This window comes from Galbibacter pacificus, assembly GCF_029603165.1.
In the GTDB taxonomy this organism is placed as follows: domain Bacteria; phylum Bacteroidota; class Bacteroidia; order Flavobacteriales; family Flavobacteriaceae; genus Galbibacter; species Galbibacter pacificus.
The window spans coordinates 168068-187730 of record NZ_JAQSVC010000007.1 but is presented as its reverse complement, the minus strand read 5'-3'; the positions used below and the strand labels follow the sequence as shown (position 1 = coordinate 187730).

Genomic DNA, 19663 nt, shown 5'->3' with positions numbered 1-19663 from the left:
AAAATCATGGCAAAAGATATAAAATTTGACATTCAGGCACGCGACGGACTAAAGCGCGGTGTTGACGCTTTGGCAAATGCAGTAAAAGTAACCTTAGGCCCTAAAGGACGTAATGTAATTATAAACAAATCCTTTGGTGCCCCACAAGTAACAAAAGACGGTGTTTCTGTTGCAAAGGAAATCGAATTGGAAGATGCGCTTGAAAACATGGGAGCGCAAATGGTAAAAGAAGTAGCCTCTAAAACCAACGACCTTGCCGGAGATGGTACAACAACTGCAACCGTACTTGCTCAGGCAATCGTAAAAGAAGGCCTTAAAAACGTTACTGCGGGTGCTAACCCAATGGACCTTAAAAGAGGTATCGACAAAGCTGTTGACGCTATTGTAGCCGACCTTAAAAAACAAGCACAGGAAGTTGGGGATTCTTCAGAAAAAATAAAACAAGTTGCCGCTATTTCTGCCAATAATGACGATACCATTGGAGAATTAATAGCTCAGGCATTTGGCAAAGTCGGCAAAGAAGGCGTTATAACCGTAGAAGAAGCCAAAGGAACAGACACTTATGTAGATGTTGTTGAAGGTATGCAGTTTGACAGAGGATACCTTTCTCCCTACTTTGTGACCGATACCGATAAAATGATTGCCGACCTAGATAATCCGTACATCCTTTTATTCGACAAGAAAATATCGAACCTTCAGGAAATCCTTCCAATCCTTGAGCCTGTTGCCCAATCTGGAAGACCTCTTTTAATTATTGCTGAAGATGTAGACGGTCAAGCATTGGCTACGTTGGTGGTAAACAAATTAAGAGGCGGGTTAAAAATTGCTGCCGTTAAGGCTCCTGGTTTTGGAGACAGACGTAAAGCAATGCTTGAAGATATTGCAATTTTAACCGGAGGTACCGTAATTTCTGAAGAAAGAGGATTCTCTCTTGAAAATGCTTCTTTAGATATGCTTGGTACTGCCGAAACCGTAACCATCGATAAAGACAACTCTACAATTGTAAACGGTGGCGGAGATGCAGAAACCATTAAAGCAAGAGTAAACCAGATTAAGGCACAAATAGACACAACTACATCTGATTATGACAAAGAAAAGCTTCAGGAGCGTTTGGCCAAATTGGCCGGCGGTGTTGCCGTTCTTTATGTAGGTGCAGCCTCTGAAGTTGAAATGAAAGAGAAAAAAGACCGTGTTGACGATGCACTACATGCTACAAGAGCAGCCGTAGAAGAAGGTATTGTTGCCGGTGGCGGTGTGGCCTTGTTACGCGCCAAATCGGTACTTGGCAAAGTTAAAGCCGATAACGATGACGAAGAAACAGGTATCCAAATTGTAACACGCGCCATTGAAGCACCATTAAGGACTATTGTAGAGAATGCAGGTAAAGAAGGCTCTGTAGTTGTTGCCAAGGTATACGACGGAAAAGGCGACTTTGGTTACAATGCCAAAACAGACGAATACGTAAAAATGCTAAAAGCAGGTATTATAGACCCTACCAAAGTAACAAGAATTGCACTGGAGAATGCTGCATCTGTTTCTGGTATGATCTTAACTACCGAGTGTTCACTTACAGATATCAAGGAAGATGCTCCGGCAATGCCTCCAATGGGTGGTGGCGGAATGCCAGGAATGATGTAAAAATCATACTTTCCGTAAAACTTTCTAAAACCGCATTGAAAATTCAGTGCGGTTTTTTGTTGAACCCAGGTTTATTTTTTTCGGTTGTAGCGAAAAAGCTTAAACGGGTCCGTTAAGTATAACTATCTTTATAAAAAACTCATTCCATGTCCAACAAAGGTTTAATTATAGAAGAACGCGCCCTCGATATTAGCTACTTTCTCGTTGGAAGATTACTACCTTTCAGAAAAAAAGAATGGTGGGTCTGTTTATTTTTATCGATCATATGGGGCCTGCAACCATTAAAAAAAACAGTTACGTAGATATTGGTCAGCACCCACATATCGGGCTCTCTACTTTAACATATCTATTTGAAGGCGAAATAAGGCACCGCGATAGTTTAGGGAGCGACCAGGTAATTACGGCTGGAGTGGTAAACTGGATGACTGCCGGAAACGCTGTAATGCACACCGAACGTACCCCCCGAACATTTGCGGGACAACGGATAATATTCCATGCATGGTTTTCAAATTTGGGTTGCCCTATCCAAAGAACTGGAACAAATGGAACCCGAATTCCATCATATTGAAAAAGAACAACTTCCTAAGTGGGAAGAAAACGGTGCGGATTTCACTTTAATAGCTGGCGAAGGTTACGCAAGAAAATCGCCCGTGCCCGTACATTCTCCTTTATTTATGATTGAGGTAAAAACCAGTAACGAAACCCCGTTGCAAATCATAGACCAGGTAAAAGGGAATATCATGGCCTATGGTGAAAAAATTGAAGAAGGCAATATGATTGTTTCAAAAACAGAAGATGCCTGCAAGGTAACGATTGCCCCAAACAGCCATTTATTATTGTTTGGCGGCGAGGCCTTTCCCGAGGAACGCTTTATTTTTTGGAATTTTGTAGCTTCATCTCAAGAAACCATTGAAAAGGCAAAACTACGATGGAAAAACAAATAATTTCCAAAAGTGGCCAACGACGATTCTTATATAAAAATGCCCGGTTAAACAACTGCAAAACATCTAAAAAAACAAGCCCGTTAAAGTTGCTTTAACGGGCTTGACCAACATATTTGTTTGCAATTATTCATCGCCTATTTTGTCGATGGTTTCATCTACTTCTTCGTCCACCTCTTCATCTACCTCTTTTCCAACACGTTCAAGAACACCTTCTTCCTCCACATCTTCTGTGGTTGTGGATTCTTCTTTAATTATCACTTCTTTTTCTTTTGTTTTCTCTTTACAGGAAATAAATGTGCCACCGAAAAATAACAACATGGCACAACTTAATACAATCTTTTTCATAATTGTGTGTTTTTATAAGTTTATAAATCAACAATATAAGTTTTTTTCTAGAAGTAAAAAAATTCCTGTTAAAAGTAACCAAGCCATAACAGTATATAAACCCATTTCTGCATGTCTTAGGATAACGGATAGCGCCTTCATTAAAAAAATACGCCTTGTCATGCAGGATGTCTTTTATAACAGAAAACTTTTGCGGCACAAACTTCATCAGCAATAAACTTTATCCTAATTTTGCCAAAATTAAATTCTTATGACATTTGAAGCTCTAAAACCCATGGTTTCCTCGATAATTAATGACAAAGTACTGATTACCGAAGAAAAGCTTTCCAAAATATGCGAACTTTTAAAAGAAAATATAGAATACTACAATTGGGTAGGTTTTTATTTTAAGAATGGCGACAAAGATGAGTTAAAGCTCCACGCGTTTGCGGGAGAGCCAACAGACCACACCATTATACCGTTTGGAAAGGGGATTTGTGGGCAAGTAGCGGTTTCCAATAAGAATTTTGTAGTTCCCGATGTAAAAGCACAAAACAACTATATAGCTTGCAGTATTTTTGTAAAAGCAGAAATAGTTATACCATTGTTTGTAAATGGTGAAAATGTGGGGCAGATCGATATCGATTCGCATACGGCAGACCCTTTTACCCATAAAGACGAAGATTTTTTGGAATTTGTAAACGGCGAGGTTGCAAAAATTTTGTAAATCAGCTGGGGTTTAGCAATAAAACCAAGATTTTCCATAGATACAACACAACATTTTAAAGCAAAAAAAACTACTTTTGCACTCCAAAACAACTCAATAACAATGAACAATTTAAAACAAGCTAAATCAGCTTTAATTTCCGTATTCAGCAAAGACGGCCTGGAACCCATTGTAAAAAAATTAGACGAACTGGGTGTAACTATTTATTCTACAGGAGGAACCGAGAAATTCATCAAAGACCTTGGCATAGAAGTAGTTCCCGTAGAAGATGTTACCAGTTATCCTTCCATTTTGGGAGGAAGGGTTAAAACACTTCACCCTAAAGTTTTTGGCGGAATCTTGAACCGTCAAGACCATGAAGGCGATGCTGCCGAGCTTGAAAAATACGAAATTCCCCAATTGGACATTGTTATTGTAGACTTATATCCTTTTGAAAAAACAGTGGCCAGTAGAGCAAGCGAACAAGATATAATTGAAAAAATTGACATCGGCGGAATTTCTTTAATAAGGGCCGCTGCCAAGAATTACAAAGATGTGCTTTGTGTTTCCTCCATGGAAGATTACGACGAAACTTTAAGCATTTTAGTAAACCAAAACGGACAAACTTCTTTAGAAGACAGAAGACGCTTTGCGGCCAAAGCTTTTAATATCTCCTCTCATTACGACAGTGCTATCTTTAATTACTTCAACCAGACCGAAAAGCTGGAAGCATTTAAAGTTAGCGAACATAAAGGACAAACATTGAGATATGGAGAAAATCCGCACCAAAAAGGATATTTCTACGGAAACCTCGACCAAATGTTCGACAAGCTTCATGGAAAAGAACTATCTTACAATAATTTACTGGATGTTGATGCGGCCGTTAATTTAATTGGAGAATTTAAAAACGACGACCCTACATTTGCCATTTTAAAACACAACAATGCATGTGGAGTTGCAACCAGAAAAACTATCCATCAGGCATATGTAGACGCCTTGGCTGGCGATCCTGTTTCGGCTTTTGGTGGGATTTTAATTGCAAATACTGAAATTGACAAAGCGACGGCAGCAGAAATTCATAATTTGTTCTGCGAAGTGGTTATCGCCTCTTCGTATACCAATGAAGCGTTGGAAGTTTTAAAAGGAAAGAAAAACCGGATTATATTGGTTCAAAAAGACATCAACCTTCCTAACTCGTCGGTACGCTCATGCTTAAACGGGGTTTTGGTTCAGGAAAAAGACTTAAAAACCGACACAAAAGAAGACCTTTCTTACGAAACCAACAATAAACCATCCGAAAAGGAGTTAGATGATTTGCTATTTGCTTCCAAAATATGCAAGCACACCAAATCCAACACCATTGTCCTCGCCAAAAACCAGCAATTATGCGCCAGCGGCACAGGACAGACCAGTAGGGTTGATGCATTGAGGCAGGCAATAGAGAAAGCAGCATCTTTTAAATTCGACCTTCACGGGGCAGCCATGGCAAGCGATGCATTTTTCCCTTTTCCAGACTGTGTTGAGATTGCTCACAAAGCCGGGATTTCAACCGTTATCCAACCAGGGGGCTCGATAAAAGATCAATTAAGCATAGATTATTGTAATGAAAATAATGTTGCAATGGTATTTACCGGAACGCGCCATTTTAAACATTAATTTTATTACATTTGAAAGATTATAAATAAAAATCCCTTATAGGTTTTCTGTAAGGGATTCAATAAAATATAAACAGCCGGTTTTAATGCCGGAAAATTAAAAGGAATAACCAGATTAACACCAGAATAATTCATGGGATTTTTTGACTTCTTAACCGAAGAAATTGCAATAGACCTCGGAACAGCCAACACGCTGATTATACACAACGACAAAGTTGTTGTGGACAGCCCGTCTATTGTAGCCAGAGACCGAATGACCGGCAAAATTATAGCAGTTGGAAAAGAAGCCAGCATGATGCAGGGGAAAACCCATGAAAACATAAAAACCATACGGCCGCTTAAAGATGGTGTAATAGCCGATTTTGATGCTTCTGAAAAAATGATAAACATGTTCATTAAGGGGATTCCGGCATTAAAAAAGCGCTTTTTTCAGCCTACCTTAAAAATGGTTATCTGTATCCCTTCCGGGATTACGGAAGTAGAAATGCGGGCGGTAAAAGAATCGGCCGAACGCGTAAACGGGAAAGAAGTTTACCTAATACACGAACCTATGGCCGCCGCTATTGGTATTGGTCTGGACATTATGCAGCCAAAAGGGAACATGATCGTGGACATAGGTGGCGGTACCACCGAAATTGCAGTAATTGCATTAGGCGGTATTGTATGCGATAAATCGGTTAAAATTGCCGGTGATGTTTTTACAAACGATATTATTTATTACATGCGTACCCAGCATAACCTATATGTTGGGGAAACAACTGCCGAAAATATAAAAATTGCCATTGGTGCCGCAACGGAAGATTTAGAAATTCCACCGGAAGAAATGAGTGTTCAAGGACGCGATTTACTTACCGGAAAACCCAAACAGGTACAAATTTCGTTCAGGGAAATAGCAAAGGCTTTGGATAAGTCCATTTTACGGATTGAAGATGCCGTTATGGAAACATTATCGCAGACCCCGCCAGAATTGGCTGCCGACATATATAATACCGGTATTTATTTAGCCGGCGGTGGATCGATGCTCCGCGGGTTGGACAAACGTATTTCGCAAAAAACCGACCTTCCTGTTTATATTGCAGAAGACCCCTTGCGGGCCGTTGTGCGTGGAACGGGAATTGCTTTAAAGAATTTAGAAAAGTATAAACCAATCTTGATAAAATAGAATTAGTGAATGCAACAGATTGTCAATTTTTTAATAAGGAATAAGACCTTTATTACCTTTCTATTGCTTTTTAGTTTCTCACTTTTTCTTATTGTACAATCGCATTCATATCAAAAAACAAAACTCCTTAACTCTGCAAATTGGGTTTCAGGAGGTATTTACAATAGTACCAACAATATTTCAGACTATTTTCACTTAAAAGATTATAACAAACAGTTAGTTGAAGAAAACCTTCGGTTAAGAAAGTTATTGTTAAAGGAAGGACTAAATGTCAACGATTCAATATCGTATACCGATTCGCTGTCTTCAAATTACAGGTTGCATCAAGCTGCTGTTATTAAAAACAGTTACAATTTACAACGCAATTACCTGGTTATAAACAAAGGTTCCAACGACAGTATACGCCAAGACATGGGAGTAATTACTTCCAACGGTATAGTTGGGATTGTAGAGAATACATCGAGCAACTACGCCAATGTACAATCTGTTTTAAACTCGCTTTCAGAAATAAACGCTTCCATTAAGAATACCAACAACTTTGGTTCTTTAAAATGGAACGGCAAAGATTTTAATACAGTACAATTGGTAGATATTTTAAGGGCTGCCCCCATTAAAAAAGGAGATACCATTATTACCGGCGGTATGTCCAGCATTTTCCCTAAAGGGATTTTAATAGGGACCATAAAAGATTTTTCATTAGACGTTTCAGAAAATTACTACCTTATTGATGTTGAACTTTTTAATGACATGACCACCGTTGATCATGTATATGTTATTGAAAATCTGGACAGGAATGAAATAATGAACCTGGAAAATAGTATCGATGAATAAAACAACTTTTATAAATACGGTCCGCTTTATATTGTTGATACTTTTACAGGTAATAATTTTTAACAACATTAATTTTTTGGGGTATATAAACCCATATATCTACATACTGTTTATTATATTTTTTCCATTTGATAAGGACAATAGGATATTGTTCCTCTTTTTTTCTTTTCTATTGGGGCTCAGTATCGATATTTTTTGCGACAGTGGCGGCGTACATGCTGCCGCCTGTGTTTGTACTGCTTATTGTCGGCCACTCATGATGCGCTCGGTATTTGGGCTAAGTTACGACTACCACACCATAAAAATAGAGAAAACACATTTTGGGCAACGGGTTAACTACTTAATTATCTTAATTTTAACACACCATTTCATACTTTTCAGTTTAGAGATTTTTAGCTTTGCACATATTTTGCTAATTCTAAAAAAAACCATATTTTCTGCAATATTCACACTAATTTTGTGTTTAATTTTTATCTCGTTGTTTAGTAGGAAGAGTTCATGAGGAAATTACTTTTATCGTCCATTATCGTTATTGTTGCTATTGTTTACATAGGAAGGCTTTCTTATTTGCAGTTATTGGATAATACCAATAAAAATCCTCTAGACGATACAGCAATAAAAGCGGTTTACGACTATCCCGAACGTGGCTATATTTACGATAGAAATGGGGAATTGCTAGTTGCAAACCAACCTTCATATGATGTTATGGTAATCCCAAGGGATGTAAAGCCTTTGGATACGGTAGAATTTTGCACGCTTCTGAACATTAGCAAAGAAGACTTCAGCAGAAAATTTGAAAAAGCATATACCTATTCCCCAAGGCTTCCGTCGGTATTTGTTCCTCAATTATCCAAAAAAGAATATGCCATCCTTCAAGAGAAAATGAGGAAATACGAAGGGTTTTACATTCAAAAGAGATCCTTAAGGCATTACATGACCAGCGTCGGGGCAAATATATTGGGCTACATTAGTGAAGTAAACGACTGGGACTTAAAAGAGTATTCTTATTACCAATCGGGGGAGCTTATAGGAAGACAAGGAGTTGAAAAACAATATGAAGAAGTATTAAGAGGGAGAAAAGGAGTGAAATTTATTCAAAAAGATCGCTTTAACAGGGTTATTGGGCCCTATAAAGAAGGAATTTACGATACGCTTCCCGTTCCCGGAAAAGATATTGAACTAACAATAGACAATAAATTACAGGCTTATGGAGAAAAATTAATGATCCATAAGCGGGGAGGCATTGTTGCCCTCGACCCTAAGACAGGCCAAATATTGGCTTTGATTACCGCCCCAAATTACGATCCGGATTTGTTGGTTGGTAGAAAACGCTCTAAAAATTATACCGAACTTTATTACGACTCTATTGCAAAGCCACTTTACGATAGGGCACTCAATGCTACATACCCCCCCGGATCTCCTTTTAAAACAGTAAATGCTTTAATAGGACTTCAAGAGGGCGTTATAGACGAACAAACTACCTTTACCTGTTATCATGGCTACCGATACGGAAGAAACTCTTTTATGGGCTGTCATTGCCCTTATGGGAGCGTAAACAACCTTGACAGGGGAATTTATATGTCCTGTAATGCCTATTTTGCAAATACATACAGGCGCATTATTGAAAAATATCCATCGGCTGCCGAAGGAATGGATGCATGGCAAAAACATGTGGAGAGTTTTGGTCTGGGAAATTATTTAGGATACGACCTTCCAACCGGGCAATCTGGAAAAGTACCTGATGAAGATTATTACAATTTGGTATACGGTCCAAAAAGATGGTTTGCAACCAATACCCTCTCTAACGCTATAGGGCAAGGGGAAGTTTTAACAACGCCCATTCAATTGGCAAATTTAACGGCCACCATAGCCAATAGGGGATATTATTTTACCCCGCATATTATTAAAAAAATAGAAAACGATACCATAGCCCATAAATTTGTAGAAAAACATCAAACAACGGTAGATCCACAGTATTTTGAACCCGTTGTAGAGGGCATGCGAGACGTGTATGAAAAAGGAACGGCCCAATGGATAAAAATCCCCGATATATCCATGGCGGGAAAAACAGGTACCGCAGAAAACTTTACCAAAATAAACGACAAAAGGGTACAGCTTACAGACCATTCCATATTTGTGGCCTTTGCTCCTGTGGAAGACCCTAAAATAGCCATCGCAGTATTTGTTGAAAATGGTTATTGGGGAAGCAGATGGGCCGGTAGAATTGCAGGTCTGATGATTGAAAAATACATAAAAGGCGAAATTACAAGGACAGATATGGAAGAATATGTGTTAAACGGTAGCCTTGAAGAAGAATACGCCAAACCATTGAGTGGAAAATCCTTTACAATTAATGATGGAAAATTTATAAAATGGCCCGTTAAGGATACCGTAAACATTAAAGTCCCAAATAATGATAAACCTATACCATAAATGAGCAATTTTTTAAAAAAAATAGATTGGTTAAGTATTCTCATCTATTTCTTCTTGGTTTTTATTGGTTGGTTAAATATCTATTCTGCTTCTTACAGTGGCGAAACTTCGTCTATTTTTAACACGGATGCCTTTTATGGAAAACAACTTTTCTTTATAGGGGCAAGTCTTGTATTGATTATTCTTGTACTTTCTGTCGAAGCAAAATTTTACGAGCGCTTTTCGGGCGTAATATACCTTATTTCCCTACTTTCGCTCGCCGGGTTATTTTTATTTGGAAAAAATGTAAACGGGGCTACTTCCTGGTATGCCATGGGGGGCATGACCCTTCAGCCATCAGAATTTGCAAAGGCAGCCACGGCTTTGGCGTTAGCCAAGTTTTTATGCGACATTCAAACAGACATCCACAATATAAAAGATTTATTTAGGGCTTTTGTAATAATTAGCATACCGGCACTTTTAATTATACCGCAACCAGACCCCGGAAGTGCTTTGGTATATGCTGCTTTCTTTTTTGTTCTTTACCGCGAAGGGCTTCCTGCCAGTTATTTACTTATTGGCGTTTTTGCAGTTATACTATTTGTCTCTACATTAATTTACGGCACGATATGGGTTTTTATTGGAGCTGCTATTTTATTGGCAATCACTTATTTTATTTCTAAAAAAAGAAAGAAAAAAGTATCGGTTTTTAAGCTAATCCTCATCCTTATTACTACTTGCCTATTCTCTTATTCAGTAGATTTTATCTACAACAATGTTTTCGAGCAAAGGCACAGGGACCGTTTTGGTTTATGGTTGCGGCTAGAAAAAGACCCTGTTAAGCTAGAGCAAATACGTAAAACCATTGGTTATAACACTTATCAATCCGAATCGGCCATTGGTTCTGGTGGTTTTATTGGAAAAGGTTTTTTAGAGGGGACCCGCACCAAAGGAAATTTTGTACCCGAACAACATACAGATTATATTTTTAGTACTGTTGGCGAAGAATGGGGTTTTATTGGCAGTGCTTTGGTCGTGGTATTGTTTACCTTATTAATTTTACGCCTCATAATTGTAGCCGAAAGGCAAAAGTCAGCTTTCAGCAGAATTTACGGCTATTCGGTAGCCTCGATTATATTTTTTCATTTTGCCATTAATATCGGGATGGTTATTGGCTTGTTGCCAACAGTTGGAATTCCGCTCCCTTTCTTTAGTTATGGAGGTTCCGGTTTATTGGGTTTTACCCTTTTGCTATTTATTTTTATAAAACTCGATGCCAACAGAATTAATGAATGGTAAAAAAATAATGCCTCCAAAACAATTTTATCAGAAGCATTATTTTTTAATTTTCTATTTCAGTTAACATTAACCCTTCGGAAAATTAGGATTGACCATTACCTCCTCTATCTGTTTGGTATGCCTTGCACAATGTGCGGCAATAAACAATAGGTTTTGATAACCGTCGGACTTTCCGGTTGGATAATCGCTTATGTGGTTTCGCATGTTTTCAACATCTGTATTCTCTATATATTCCAAGACAGGTTTCCTGGCTGCCAAAAAATCGTTTATGGCCACTTGCGGATCTTTGTATTCCCCGGTGCCCTGCAATTCTTTCGGGGCCTGGAACTTCTTGCTCCTGTCTGTCATCATGCTTATCAATGCCGTATCCGATGTTTTAACCTGATCTTTAAGTTCGGGCTGGGCAGGCTTTTCCATTTCCTTTTTGGCCATATCAAAAAGCATTTTTTCTGAAGCAACAATATGTTCGAGGCATTGACTTACCGACCAACTGTCTGGTGCGGGCTTAAAGGTTAATTGTGCTTCGGTAAGAGTACTTACATCGGCAATAAGGTTGTCGGTGGTTTGGTTAAAGTACTGCAACAAAAATGCCTTTGTTCCTACTTTTGCTTCTATAGGTTGAGATTCCAATATTTCTTTTAGTTTGTCCAGGCCTACTTGCAGGTCATTACCAATAAGCGATTCAAAATCCATAAAAAGCATCATAAGGTTCATGGGGTAATTCATGTGCCCATTGAATCCCCAAGTAACTTTTGTCTGGTTATCGGCTATTTCTTCGGTACTCATAAATCCTGGCGAGGTTGATTCTATAGGTTTTTTAAATCGGAATTCGTATTCTATCCTTTTCCCTTCATCAATTTTGGTAATTTCCTGCTCCCCTGTTCCTACCTCATTATTATCGCTTTCCCACATAGACACAAAGCCAACGGTACCATCGGTCCCTTCAAAGGTTTGCTTCATGTTTGGGTCTATATTTGCCCATTTACCATAATTGTTTTGATTTTTTAGATACTTTACATAATCAAAGACCATCTCTTTTGGCCGCTCGATAATTACATCCCGAGTTACTTTATAATCCTTTTTAACAAATAAGGCAGCAATCAATGGAATTGCTATAATTACAATGATAACAATCAATAAATTTTTAAGAAATTTCATATACGTTATTTTTAGTTAATCGATTAGTTTTTATGAGTTTTAAGGCATTCGTGTTTTATTATTTCAATATCAAAATTTTTTAAATTTATTTATTATTTTCTGATTTACAACATCTTATACATAAAAATAAGCACGTAAAATAACAACAATAGAGGAACGATACTTTTACATATATGCAAAAAACCCGTGCCACAGATAAGTGACACGGGTTTTTATCCTCTATTAATTTCTTTATTAATCCTTGATATTGGCTACCTTATTATTCTTGATATTGTTCATTTTTAAATCTTCCAAAACATTTAAGGCTTCTTCCATATAAACATCCTTGGAAAGATTGGCATGCCAACGTTCTCTTTTTTGTCTAAGTACACTATCTTTTGCCATCAGTTCCACTTCATAAGGAAGTGATTCGTAGGTAAGGTTGGTTTTATAATCGGATATTTTCCTGAATTCTTTTAAAACCTGCTCGTCCTTTTCTGTTTCTGCAAGATATTGGTCTATATTAAGCGGGTATTCTTTGTCTTCCTGTTGTTTCTTCACCCATTTGGCATTTTCGTCTATAAGTGTTAATTGGCTATTTTTGGCCATTCTTTCTTTGCTTTTCTCAATGGTTTCATCATAATCAATATAACCGGCCCAATCGTTGTACTGCACGGCATCTATTTTATCCCACGGAAGAGGGTTTTCCTGATCTTTCTCGCCAATATCCCTGTAACTATACCTATCTGGAACCACCACATCGCTCTTAACACCCTCCAATTGTGTCGAGCCACCATTAATCCTGTAAAATTTCTGGGTGGTAACTTTTAATGCTCCGACATCTCCATATTCGTTATCGCCCCTTAAGAATTGGTTTAGGTCAATTACGTTTTGAACCGTTCCTTTTCCATAGGTTTGCTTGCTTCCTAAAATAATAGCCCTTTTGTAGTCTTGCATTGCGGCCGCCAATATTTCTGAGGCAGAAGCCGACAACTCGTTTACAAGGATAACCAAAGGTCCGTCCCACTGAATATTTTTATCGGTATCGGCAAGCACTTCTTTGCGCTTTCCGGTAGATTTTACCTGCACAATAGGGCCATCTTTGATGAAAAGCCCGGCCATGTCCACCACTGTCTTTAAAGACCCGCCGCCATTGTCCCTAAGATCCAGAACAAGCCCTTCGGCTCCTGCCTTTTTAAGTTCGGTAATTTCCTTGGCCACATCAGAAGCGGCATTTCTATTGTTATAATCGTCAAAATCTATGTAAAATTTAGGAAGGTTGATAACTCCAAAAGTCCTGTTGTCCTTTTTTACAATAGACGATTTGGCGTAGGTTTCTTCCAGTTCCACAATGTCTCTTACAATAGGCACTTCGGCAATGGTTCCGTCTACGCGTTTTATGGTAAGTATTACTTTGGTTCCTTTAGGCCCCTTAATAAGCTTAACGGCGTCTTCAAGTCGCATTCCCACTATACTCACTGGAGTTTCGTTTTCTTGGCCTACCTTCATTATTTCGTCTCCCACTTCTACTTTATCGCCTCTCCAGGCCGGCCCGCCCGAGATAACTTCTACAATTTTAATATGGTCGTTTTTCTTTTGAAGCCTAGCTCCTATTCCTTCAAATTTACCAGAAATTCCCACGTCAAACCGTTCTTTTTCATCGGGTGCGAAATAAAACGTATGCGGATCGAATTCTTCAACTATAGAATTTAGATAAACCACAAACCAATCTTTGCGCTCCAAATCGTTCATAAAGTCAAAATATTCACCAATTGTTTTTTGGGTATCTTCCCTGGTTTTCTTTTCCAAGGCAATAGGGTCATCGGGCAAATCGTCGTCATTTTCCAAACCGGGCGCAATTGGATCTTCTTCAATAACATCTTCTACCCCTTGCTTGGTCATTTTCTTTTGGGGCTCTTTTTTCTTTTCTATGCCTTCTATTCCATAGGCATAACGCTCCAAAGTTGAAAACTTTAATTGCTTCCTCCAACGTTCCCAAAGTTCTTCTTTGGTCTTTGCATATGGCAAGTTATCGTAATCTACATCTATGTTTTCTTCTTTTGAATAGTCAAAAGGTTTCTCCAAAACATCCTTGTACATTACAGATGCCTCGTCCATACGTTGCATTAGCCTGTCGTAGGTAAGGTTGAAGAATGTTAGATCTGATGTTTTTATTTGATCGTCGATTGTCGATCTGTATTTTTTAAACTCGTCAATATCGCTTTGCAAGAAATATCTTTTAAGCGGGTCTAACGCTTCAATATAATCATCATAAACATGTTCTGAGAAATCGTCATCGATTGTCCTCGGATTGTAATGACCATTTTCCAGCACATACGATATCAAATCGAGTAAAAGTTTGTCTTTATCAGGGTTGTCAAACTTGCTAGTAAAACTACACGATGCCGCAGAAACCAGTATGGCCGCGAGCAAATACACTAAATTCCTTTTCATTTACAACTATTTTTTGAGGCAAAAAAATCCCTCTGCATTATTCTTTTTAAAAAATTCATACAGTTTTACCATCTAACAGAACTGTATGTTTCGAAATATAAGAAATTTCTGCTTATAATATTTGACATCAATCATATATAAACAAAATTATATTTCTTTCCTTATTATTTTTAAACGACTAAATTAACGAAAAAATCGTGCCATGGTATGTACTTCCGCCTAATATTTTGTTAAACGTTTCTATAAATTATTTTAATATTTAAATTGATTATTTTAGCACTGTAAAATACCAAAACCCAAAATGGAAAATAAACCTTTAATACTTGTAACCAACGACGATGGGATTACGGCGCCCGGAATTAGAGCGCTTATTAGTGTTATGAACGAAATTGGCGAAGTAATCGTGGTGGCCCCAGACAGCCCACAAAGTGGTATGGGGCATGCAATTACAGTAAATTCAACGCTTTATTGTAGCCCGATTACCATTAATGAAGAAGACGTACAACTTGAATACAGTTGCAGCGGCACCCCGGCAGATTGTGTAAAGTTGGCGGTTAATGAAATTTTAAACAAAAAGCCCGACATATGTGTTAGCGGCATCAATCATGGGTCCAACTCGTCCATCAATGTTATTTATTCCGGGACCATGAGCGCAGCAGTCGAAGCAGGCATCGAAGGAATTCCAGCCATTGGTTTTTCCCTTTGCGATTATTCTTGGGAAGCAAATTTTGACGCTGTTAAAGAGTACGCCAAGACCATTACCAAAAGTGCCTTAAAAAATGGTATCCCAAAAGGGGTGGTCCTCAATGTAAATTTTCCCAAATTAAAGGATGATAAAATCAAGGGCATCAAGATTTGCAGACAAGCCCGTGCCCGATGGGTAGAAGAATTTGACAAGCGTACGAACCCCATGGGAAGGGATTATTATTGGCTGACCGGAAAATTTGCAAATCAGGACAAAGGCGAAGACACCGACGAGTGGGCTTTGGCAAATGGCTATGTCTCGGTGGTTCCCGTTCAATTCGACCTAACCGCACATCACGCTATTCAAGATCTAAATACCTGGAGTTTAAATGACTAGAAAAGAAGTTTTAATAGGATTTTTTGTCGGTATCATTGCCAATGTGCTTGGAACTTTGCTATACATTCTTATCTTCTCTGATTTAAGTATTGAAGACAGTATAAAAGTAGCCCGCGAACAAGGACATTTGGGAAGTTTATTGGCTTTGGGAGCATTGCTAAACCTAGTGGCCTTTTTTGGGTTTATAAAGCTGAAAAGGGATTTAAGGGCCAAAGGTGTCCTTATTGCCACTTTTTTAACTGCTTTTATTATATTAATGATAAAAATTTTTTAATATAAAAATCGTGCATACGTGAAATATTATATAATAGCTGGAGAAGCATCGGGAGATTTACATGCCTCCAACCTTATAAAAGCACTTTCTACAAAAGACAAAGAAGCTACTTTTCGCGGGTGGGGCGGAGACCTTATGCAACAAGCCGGCATGGAGCTGGTAAAACACTACAAGGAACAATCCTTTATGGGTTTTTTTGAAGTTATTATGAATTTGCGCACTATTTTTTCAAACATAAAATATTGCAAGCAGGATATTGAAAACTTCAATCCGGATGTCATTATTTTTATTGATTATTCGGGCTTCAACCTAAAAATTGCCAAATGGGCAAAACAGCACAACTATAGGACATTTTATTATGTTTCCCCACAAATATGGGCCTCTAGGGAAGGCCGGATAGAAGCCATAAAGAGGGATATAGACGAAATGTTTGTAATTCTTCCCTTTGAAAAAGATTTTTACGAAACAAAACACCAATACCGGGTCAATTTTGTTGGTCACCCGTTGTTAGATGCCATTTCCAGCAGGAAACAGGTACTCCCGGAAACATTTAGAGAAGAAAACGGACTCGACAAAAGGGAAATTATCGCATTGCTGCCAGGAAGCAGAAAACAAGAAATTACCAATATGCTATCAACCATGTTAAGTGTGGTAGACGACTTTACCGATTACCAGTTTGTTATTGCCGGGGCCCCAAGTCAGGAATATCAATTCTACGAACAGTTTATTGGCAAGGCCAATGTTAATTTTGTAACGGGAAAAACCTACGACCTATTGAGCGTATCCAAAGCCGCCCTTGTTACCAGCGGCACCGCTACCTTGGAAACCGCCCTTTTTAAAGTCCCCGAAGTTGTTTGTTACAAAGGCAATTGGATAAGCTACCAAATTGCCAAGCGCATCATCACGTTGAAGTACATTTCGTTGGTCAATTTAATTATGGACAAGGAAGTAGTGAAGGAATTGATTCAAAACGACCTAACCACTAAAAATCTTAAAACCGAGCTCCATAAAATTCTCACCCCCGAAATTAGGGAACGTATTTTTCTTGATTATTTTGAGCTAGAAAAAAAATTGGGAGGAAAAGGCGCAAGTATGAAAGCTGCTCAACTTATTTATGATAAAATTTCTTAATTTGCAACAAACCCTAATGAATACATGAAAAAAATACTTTGGCTGCTTTTTATATCATTCATCATAATAAGTTGTGGTTCATCAAAAAAAAAGGTATCGGTAAAAGGAGAACGGCCGGTTACTGAAGATACATCAGCTACAAAAAGAAAACAAACAAACAAAGAAGCCGATGCCATTATAAAAACGGCCTTGTCTTTTAACGGTACTCCATATAAATACGGCGGGACTACCAAACGCGGAATGGATTGTTCGGGCTTGATATATACTTCTTTCCTAGAAAATGACATTTCCATGCAACGCACTTCGTACATGATGGCTACACAGGGGAAAAAAATTAAAATCAAAGATGTGGAAGAAGGCGATCTGTTATTTTTTACCACAAGCAAAAACAAACGAAAAATAAATCATGTGGGGCTTGTGGTTCAGGTAAAAGGCAACGACATCCACTTTATCCATTCTACTACTTCAAGGGGCGTGCTGGTTTCTTCCTTAAACGAAGGTTACTGGAATTACGCATTTAACCAAGCTCGAAGAATATTGTAGGTTATTTTCTTTTTATTTTAGTGTATTGGTAATGTGAAAATATTGAACTATCCCATTACCAAATTAATCGTTCCATTAATCGGAGGGATTTATTGTGGTTTTACATTTCCTGTTAGTTTAAGGAACATTTTTATTATTCTTGCTGCATGCCGTGCATTGCTCATAGTTTTCCGGTTAAAATCAAAAATAGCAACCAGTCATTATTTCGGAATATTTATTTTGTTTATTTTTTTCATCCTTGGATGCATCAATGCAAAAATACATACCCCGGAAAATCCTAAATATTACAATCATCATTATAAAAATGGGGATACCATAAGCTTTAGGATATATAAAAAACTTAAATCAACTAATTATAGTTACAGATACAAAGCATAATACTTATTAAAAAATAATGAAGTACCCTGTATGGGGAAAGTACAGCTTAACACATATAAAGACAGTAGCAATACCGGGTTTAAGCCTCCAAAGATTGATTATCTATACCAGACAACCAATAGCCTAACAGAAATTACCCCGCCTTTAAACCCGCATCAATTTAATTACAAGGACTATTTGGCCCATCAAGGGATATACAGCCAATTAAAGCTTGGCATTGAAGACATTTCCTTGAAATCTACATCCATAAAAACAGTACAGGGAATAGCCGGAAAACTACGGGACGATATCAATAAAGTGCTTAAGACATATCCATACAAAACAGAAACAGCCATTTTAAACGCCTTATTGCTTGGACAACGAGACGAAATAAATAGCCAAACCTACCAAGATTACGCATCGGCAGGTGCAATCCATTTACTGGCAATTTCAGGACTGCATATTGGTATTATTTTATTGATTTTACAGTTTCTGCTTGCACCGCTAAAACACACAAAGCACGGAAGGGTAGCAAGCCTTGTCTTGATATTGGCCTGTTTATGGTCTTTACAGTACTTACCGGTTTAAGTGCATCGGTTGTACGGGTTGTTACCATGTTTTCGTTTATTTCTTACGTGCTTCAACTACTAAAAAAGGGCAGCAATATTTATTATGCTATTATAAGTTCTATGCTTATATTGTTGTTATTTTGGCCTGCCTTTATTTTTGATGTAGGTTTCCAGCTTAGTTATATCGCGGTTTTTGGAATTGTGTGTATACAGCCTCTCATGAAAAAATATTGGAGCCCAAAGCATAGAATTACAAATTATTTCTGGAAACTTATTACGGTTTCCTTTACCGCTCAATTAAGTGTACTTCCGCTTTCGCTGTATTATTTTCATCAGTTTCCGAGTCTTTTCTTAGCAACATTGTTTTAATTCCCTTTATGGGAACCATTTTAGGACTGGGAATTATTGTAATTATTTTGGCCGGGAGTAACTCATTACCGTATTTTTTGGGCAAGATATTTTTTGAGTTGATTGGCTTGATGAACAGTTTTATTGGGTGGGTTGCCGGCCATGAAGCATTTGTATTTAAGGAAATACCGTTTAATTTCTACAAAATGGCAGCATCATATATATATATATATATATATATATATTGATAATTGCTTTTGTTTCATGGTTAAAGAACAGAAAACAGCATATTTTCTTGGTTACAATAGGCAGTAGTTTGTTATTAATAGTTACTTTTTTATATGAAGACCATCAAACTTTAAAAAACGAACGCTTGGTTATTTTTCATAAATCCAGAAACTCATTATGGGGTACAAACATGGAAGGAGGTTATTGATTAATGACACGCTCTATAAAACAAATTCGACTATAAAAGATTTTTGCATTGGAGAAAATATAGATAATATTGCATATGTACCTTTCAAAAAGAATTTTTCGTTTAAAAATTACGATATTCTTATAATAGATAGCACCGAAGTTAATTACAAAAACCTACACCCCGACATTGTATTGCTTGTTAATTTACCTAAAATAAACCTGGAACGTTTTATTAAAAAAACAAACCAAAAAGAATTATTGTAGACGGAAGCAATTATAAATTCCTGATTGCATTATGGAAAGCCAGCTGTAAAAAAGAAAAGCTCCCATTTCACTACACCGGTGAAATGGGAGCTTGTGTTATAGAATAGTTATTTAACT

General features: G+C 37.7%; 17 protein-coding genes and 2 pseudogenes. 16 read left to right on the top strand and 3 right to left on the bottom strand.

Annotated features, from left to right (window positions below; translation table 11 throughout):
* Positions 1 to 6: 6 nt before the first annotated feature.
* From groL to PSF86_RS17925, 3 genes are all read left to right on the top strand, one after another.
* Positions 7 to 1638 carry a chaperonin GroEL gene (gene groL, locus PSF86_RS16980; RefSeq protein WP_277901283.1) on the top strand — a complete coding sequence of 544 codons (1632 nt, stop codon included), beginning with the start codon at positions 7 to 9 and terminating at the stop codon, positions 1636 to 1638.
* 235 nt (positions 1639 to 1873) lie between these two features.
* Entirely contained in the window at positions 1874 to 2206 is a 333-nt protein-coding gene (locus PSF86_RS17930) for a pirin family protein (RefSeq protein WP_407933342.1), read from the top strand.
* A complete protein-coding gene (locus tag PSF86_RS17925) occupies positions 2181 to 2582 on the top strand; it encodes a pirin-like C-terminal cupin domain-containing protein (protein WP_407933341.1) in 402 nt (133 codons plus the stop codon). The genes PSF86_RS17930 and PSF86_RS17925 overlap by 26 nt, the downstream gene beginning before the upstream one ends.
* 123 nt (positions 2583 to 2705) lie before the next feature.
* On the opposite strand, the gene PSF86_RS16970 is transcribed toward PSF86_RS17925, so the two are convergent.
* Positions 2706 to 2927 carry a hypothetical protein gene (locus PSF86_RS16970; RefSeq protein WP_277901282.1) on the bottom strand — a complete coding sequence of 74 codons (222 nt, stop codon included), beginning with the start codon at positions 2925 to 2927 and terminating at the stop codon, positions 2706 to 2708.
* A 250-nt stretch (positions 2928 to 3177) separates the two neighbouring features.
* Between PSF86_RS16970 and PSF86_RS16965 the strand changes: the two genes are divergently transcribed.
* The 6 genes from PSF86_RS16965 to rodA all read left to right on the top strand — a co-directional run bounded on the left by PSF86_RS16965 (position 3178) and on the right by rodA (position 10971).
* A complete protein-coding gene (locus PSF86_RS16965) occupies positions 3178 to 3633 on the top strand; it encodes a GAF domain-containing protein (protein WP_277901281.1) in 456 nt (151 codons plus the stop codon).
* Between the two features lie 102 nt (positions 3634 to 3735).
* Positions 3736 to 5268 (top strand): bifunctional phosphoribosylaminoimidazolecarboxamide formyltransferase/IMP cyclohydrolase, encoded by a 1533-nt coding sequence (gene purH, locus PSF86_RS16960; RefSeq protein ID WP_277901280.1) that lies wholly within the window; start codon positions 3736 to 3738, stop codon positions 5266 to 5268.
* A gap of 132 nt (positions 5269 to 5400) precedes the next feature.
* Positions 5401 to 6429, top strand: coding sequence for a rod shape-determining protein (locus PSF86_RS16955; RefSeq protein WP_277901279.1), 1029 nt, complete (start codon positions 5401 to 5403; stop codon positions 6427 to 6429).
* Positions 6430 to 6438: 9 nt separating this feature from the next.
* Positions 6439 to 7260: a rod shape-determining protein MreC gene (mreC, locus tag PSF86_RS16950; RefSeq protein ID WP_277901278.1), complete on the top strand. Its 822-nt coding sequence runs from the start codon at positions 6439 to 6441 to the stop codon at positions 7258 to 7260.
* A 498-nt stretch (positions 7261 to 7758) separates the two neighbouring features.
* Positions 7759 to 9693, top strand: a complete 1935-nt coding sequence (mrdA, locus tag PSF86_RS16940; RefSeq protein ID WP_277901276.1) for a penicillin-binding protein 2 — start codon at positions 7759 to 7761, stop codon at positions 9691 to 9693.
* On the top strand, positions 9694 to 10971 hold the full coding sequence (gene rodA / locus PSF86_RS16935; protein ID WP_277901275.1) for a rod shape-determining protein RodA: 1278 nt from the start codon (positions 9694 to 9696) through the stop codon (positions 10969 to 10971).
* A gap of 66 nt (positions 10972 to 11037) precedes the next feature.
* Here rodA and PSF86_RS17820 read toward each other — a convergent pair whose 3' ends face one another.
* Complete coding sequence (locus PSF86_RS17820) at positions 11038 to 12129, bottom strand: DinB family protein (RefSeq protein ID WP_338424040.1); 1092 nt, start codon at positions 12127 to 12129, stop codon at positions 11038 to 11040.
* A gap of 234 nt (positions 12130 to 12363) precedes the next feature.
* Positions 12364 to 14562, bottom strand: a complete 2199-nt coding sequence (locus PSF86_RS16920) for a carboxy terminal-processing peptidase (protein WP_277901274.1) — start codon at positions 14560 to 14562, stop codon at positions 12364 to 12366.
* 301 nt (positions 14563 to 14863) lie between these two features.
* Between PSF86_RS16920 and surE the strand changes: the two genes are divergently transcribed.
* The 7 genes and pseudogenes from surE to PSF86_RS16880 all read left to right on the top strand — a co-directional run bounded on the left by surE (position 14864) and on the right by PSF86_RS16880 (position 19653).
* A complete protein-coding gene (gene surE / locus PSF86_RS16915) occupies positions 14864 to 15643 on the top strand; it encodes a 5'/3'-nucleotidase SurE (RefSeq protein ID WP_277901273.1) in 780 nt (259 codons plus the stop codon).
* On the top strand, positions 15636 to 15917 hold the full coding sequence (locus PSF86_RS16910) for a hypothetical protein (protein ID WP_277901272.1): 282 nt from the start codon (positions 15636 to 15638) through the stop codon (positions 15915 to 15917). Before surE ends, PSF86_RS16910 begins: the two co-directional genes overlap by 8 nt.
* 18 nt (positions 15918 to 15935) lie before the next feature.
* Positions 15936 to 17048 (top strand): lipid-A-disaccharide synthase, encoded by a 1113-nt coding sequence (gene lpxB / locus PSF86_RS16905; RefSeq protein WP_277901271.1) that lies wholly within the window; start codon positions 15936 to 15938, stop codon positions 17046 to 17048.
* Positions 17049 to 17072: 24 nt separating this feature from the next.
* Positions 17073 to 17591 carry a C40 family peptidase gene (locus tag PSF86_RS16900; RefSeq protein WP_277901270.1) on the top strand — a complete coding sequence of 173 codons (519 nt, stop codon included), beginning with the start codon at positions 17073 to 17075 and terminating at the stop codon, positions 17589 to 17591.
* A 396-nt stretch (positions 17592 to 17987) separates the two neighbouring features.
* Positions 17988 to 18886, top strand: a pseudogene (locus PSF86_RS17920) (ComEC/Rec2 family competence protein); the annotation flags it as partial.
* Between the two features lie 8 nt (positions 18887 to 18894).
* Positions 18895 to 19113 (top strand): hypothetical protein, encoded by a 219-nt coding sequence (locus tag PSF86_RS16885; RefSeq protein WP_277901269.1) that lies wholly within the window; start codon positions 18895 to 18897, stop codon positions 19111 to 19113.
* A 157-nt stretch (positions 19114 to 19270) separates the two neighbouring features.
* Positions 19271 to 19653, top strand: a pseudogene (locus tag PSF86_RS16880) (hypothetical protein).
* Positions 19654 to 19663: the final 10 nt, after the last annotated feature.

Excerpts from the sequence above, each read along its gene's own strand:
- PSF86_RS16965 (WP_277901281.1), top strand. The coding sequence starts at position 3,178 with ATGACATTTGAAGCTCTAAAACCCATGGTTTCCTCGATAATTAATGAC.
- PSF86_RS16920 (WP_277901274.1), bottom strand. The coding sequence starts at position 14,562 with ATGAAAAGGAATTTAGTGTATTTGCTCGCGGCCATACTGGTTTCTGCG.
- PSF86_RS17930 (WP_407933342.1), top strand. The coding sequence starts at position 1,874 with ATGGTGGGTCTGTTTATTTTTATCGATCATATGGGGCCTGCAACCATT.
- PSF86_RS16970 (WP_277901282.1), bottom strand. The coding sequence starts at position 2,927 with ATGAAAAAGATTGTATTAAGTTGTGCCATGTTGTTATTTTTCGGTGGC.
- mreC (WP_277901278.1), top strand. The coding sequence starts at position 6,439 with ATGCAACAGATTGTCAATTTTTTAATAAGGAATAAGACCTTTATTACC.
- mrdA (WP_277901276.1), top strand. The coding sequence starts at position 7,759 with ATGAGGAAATTACTTTTATCGTCCATTATCGTTATTGTTGCTATTGTT.
- PSF86_RS16900 (WP_277901270.1), top strand. The coding sequence starts at position 17,073 with ATGAAAAAAATACTTTGGCTGCTTTTTATATCATTCATCATAATAAGT.
- PSF86_RS17925 (WP_407933341.1), top strand. The coding sequence starts at position 2,181 with ATGGAACCCGAATTCCATCATATTGAAAAAGAACAACTTCCTAAGTGG.
- PSF86_RS16910 (WP_277901272.1), top strand. The coding sequence starts at position 15,636 with ATGACTAGAAAAGAAGTTTTAATAGGATTTTTTGTCGGTATCATTGCC.
- PSF86_RS16885 (WP_277901269.1), top strand. The coding sequence starts at position 18,895 with ATGGGAACCATTTTAGGACTGGGAATTATTGTAATTATTTTGGCCGGG.
- surE (WP_277901273.1), top strand. The coding sequence starts at position 14,864 with ATGGAAAATAAACCTTTAATACTTGTAACCAACGACGATGGGATTACG.
- rodA (WP_277901275.1), top strand. The coding sequence starts at position 9,694 with ATGAGCAATTTTTTAAAAAAAATAGATTGGTTAAGTATTCTCATCTAT.
- groL (WP_277901283.1), top strand. The coding sequence starts at position 7 with ATGGCAAAAGATATAAAATTTGACATTCAGGCACGCGACGGACTAAAG.
- PSF86_RS16955 (WP_277901279.1), top strand. The coding sequence starts at position 5,401 with ATGGGATTTTTTGACTTCTTAACCGAAGAAATTGCAATAGACCTCGGA.
- purH (WP_277901280.1), top strand. The coding sequence starts at position 3,736 with ATGAACAATTTAAAACAAGCTAAATCAGCTTTAATTTCCGTATTCAGC.
- PSF86_RS17820 (WP_338424040.1), bottom strand. The coding sequence starts at position 12,129 with ATGAAATTTCTTAAAAATTTATTGATTGTTATCATTGTAATTATAGCA.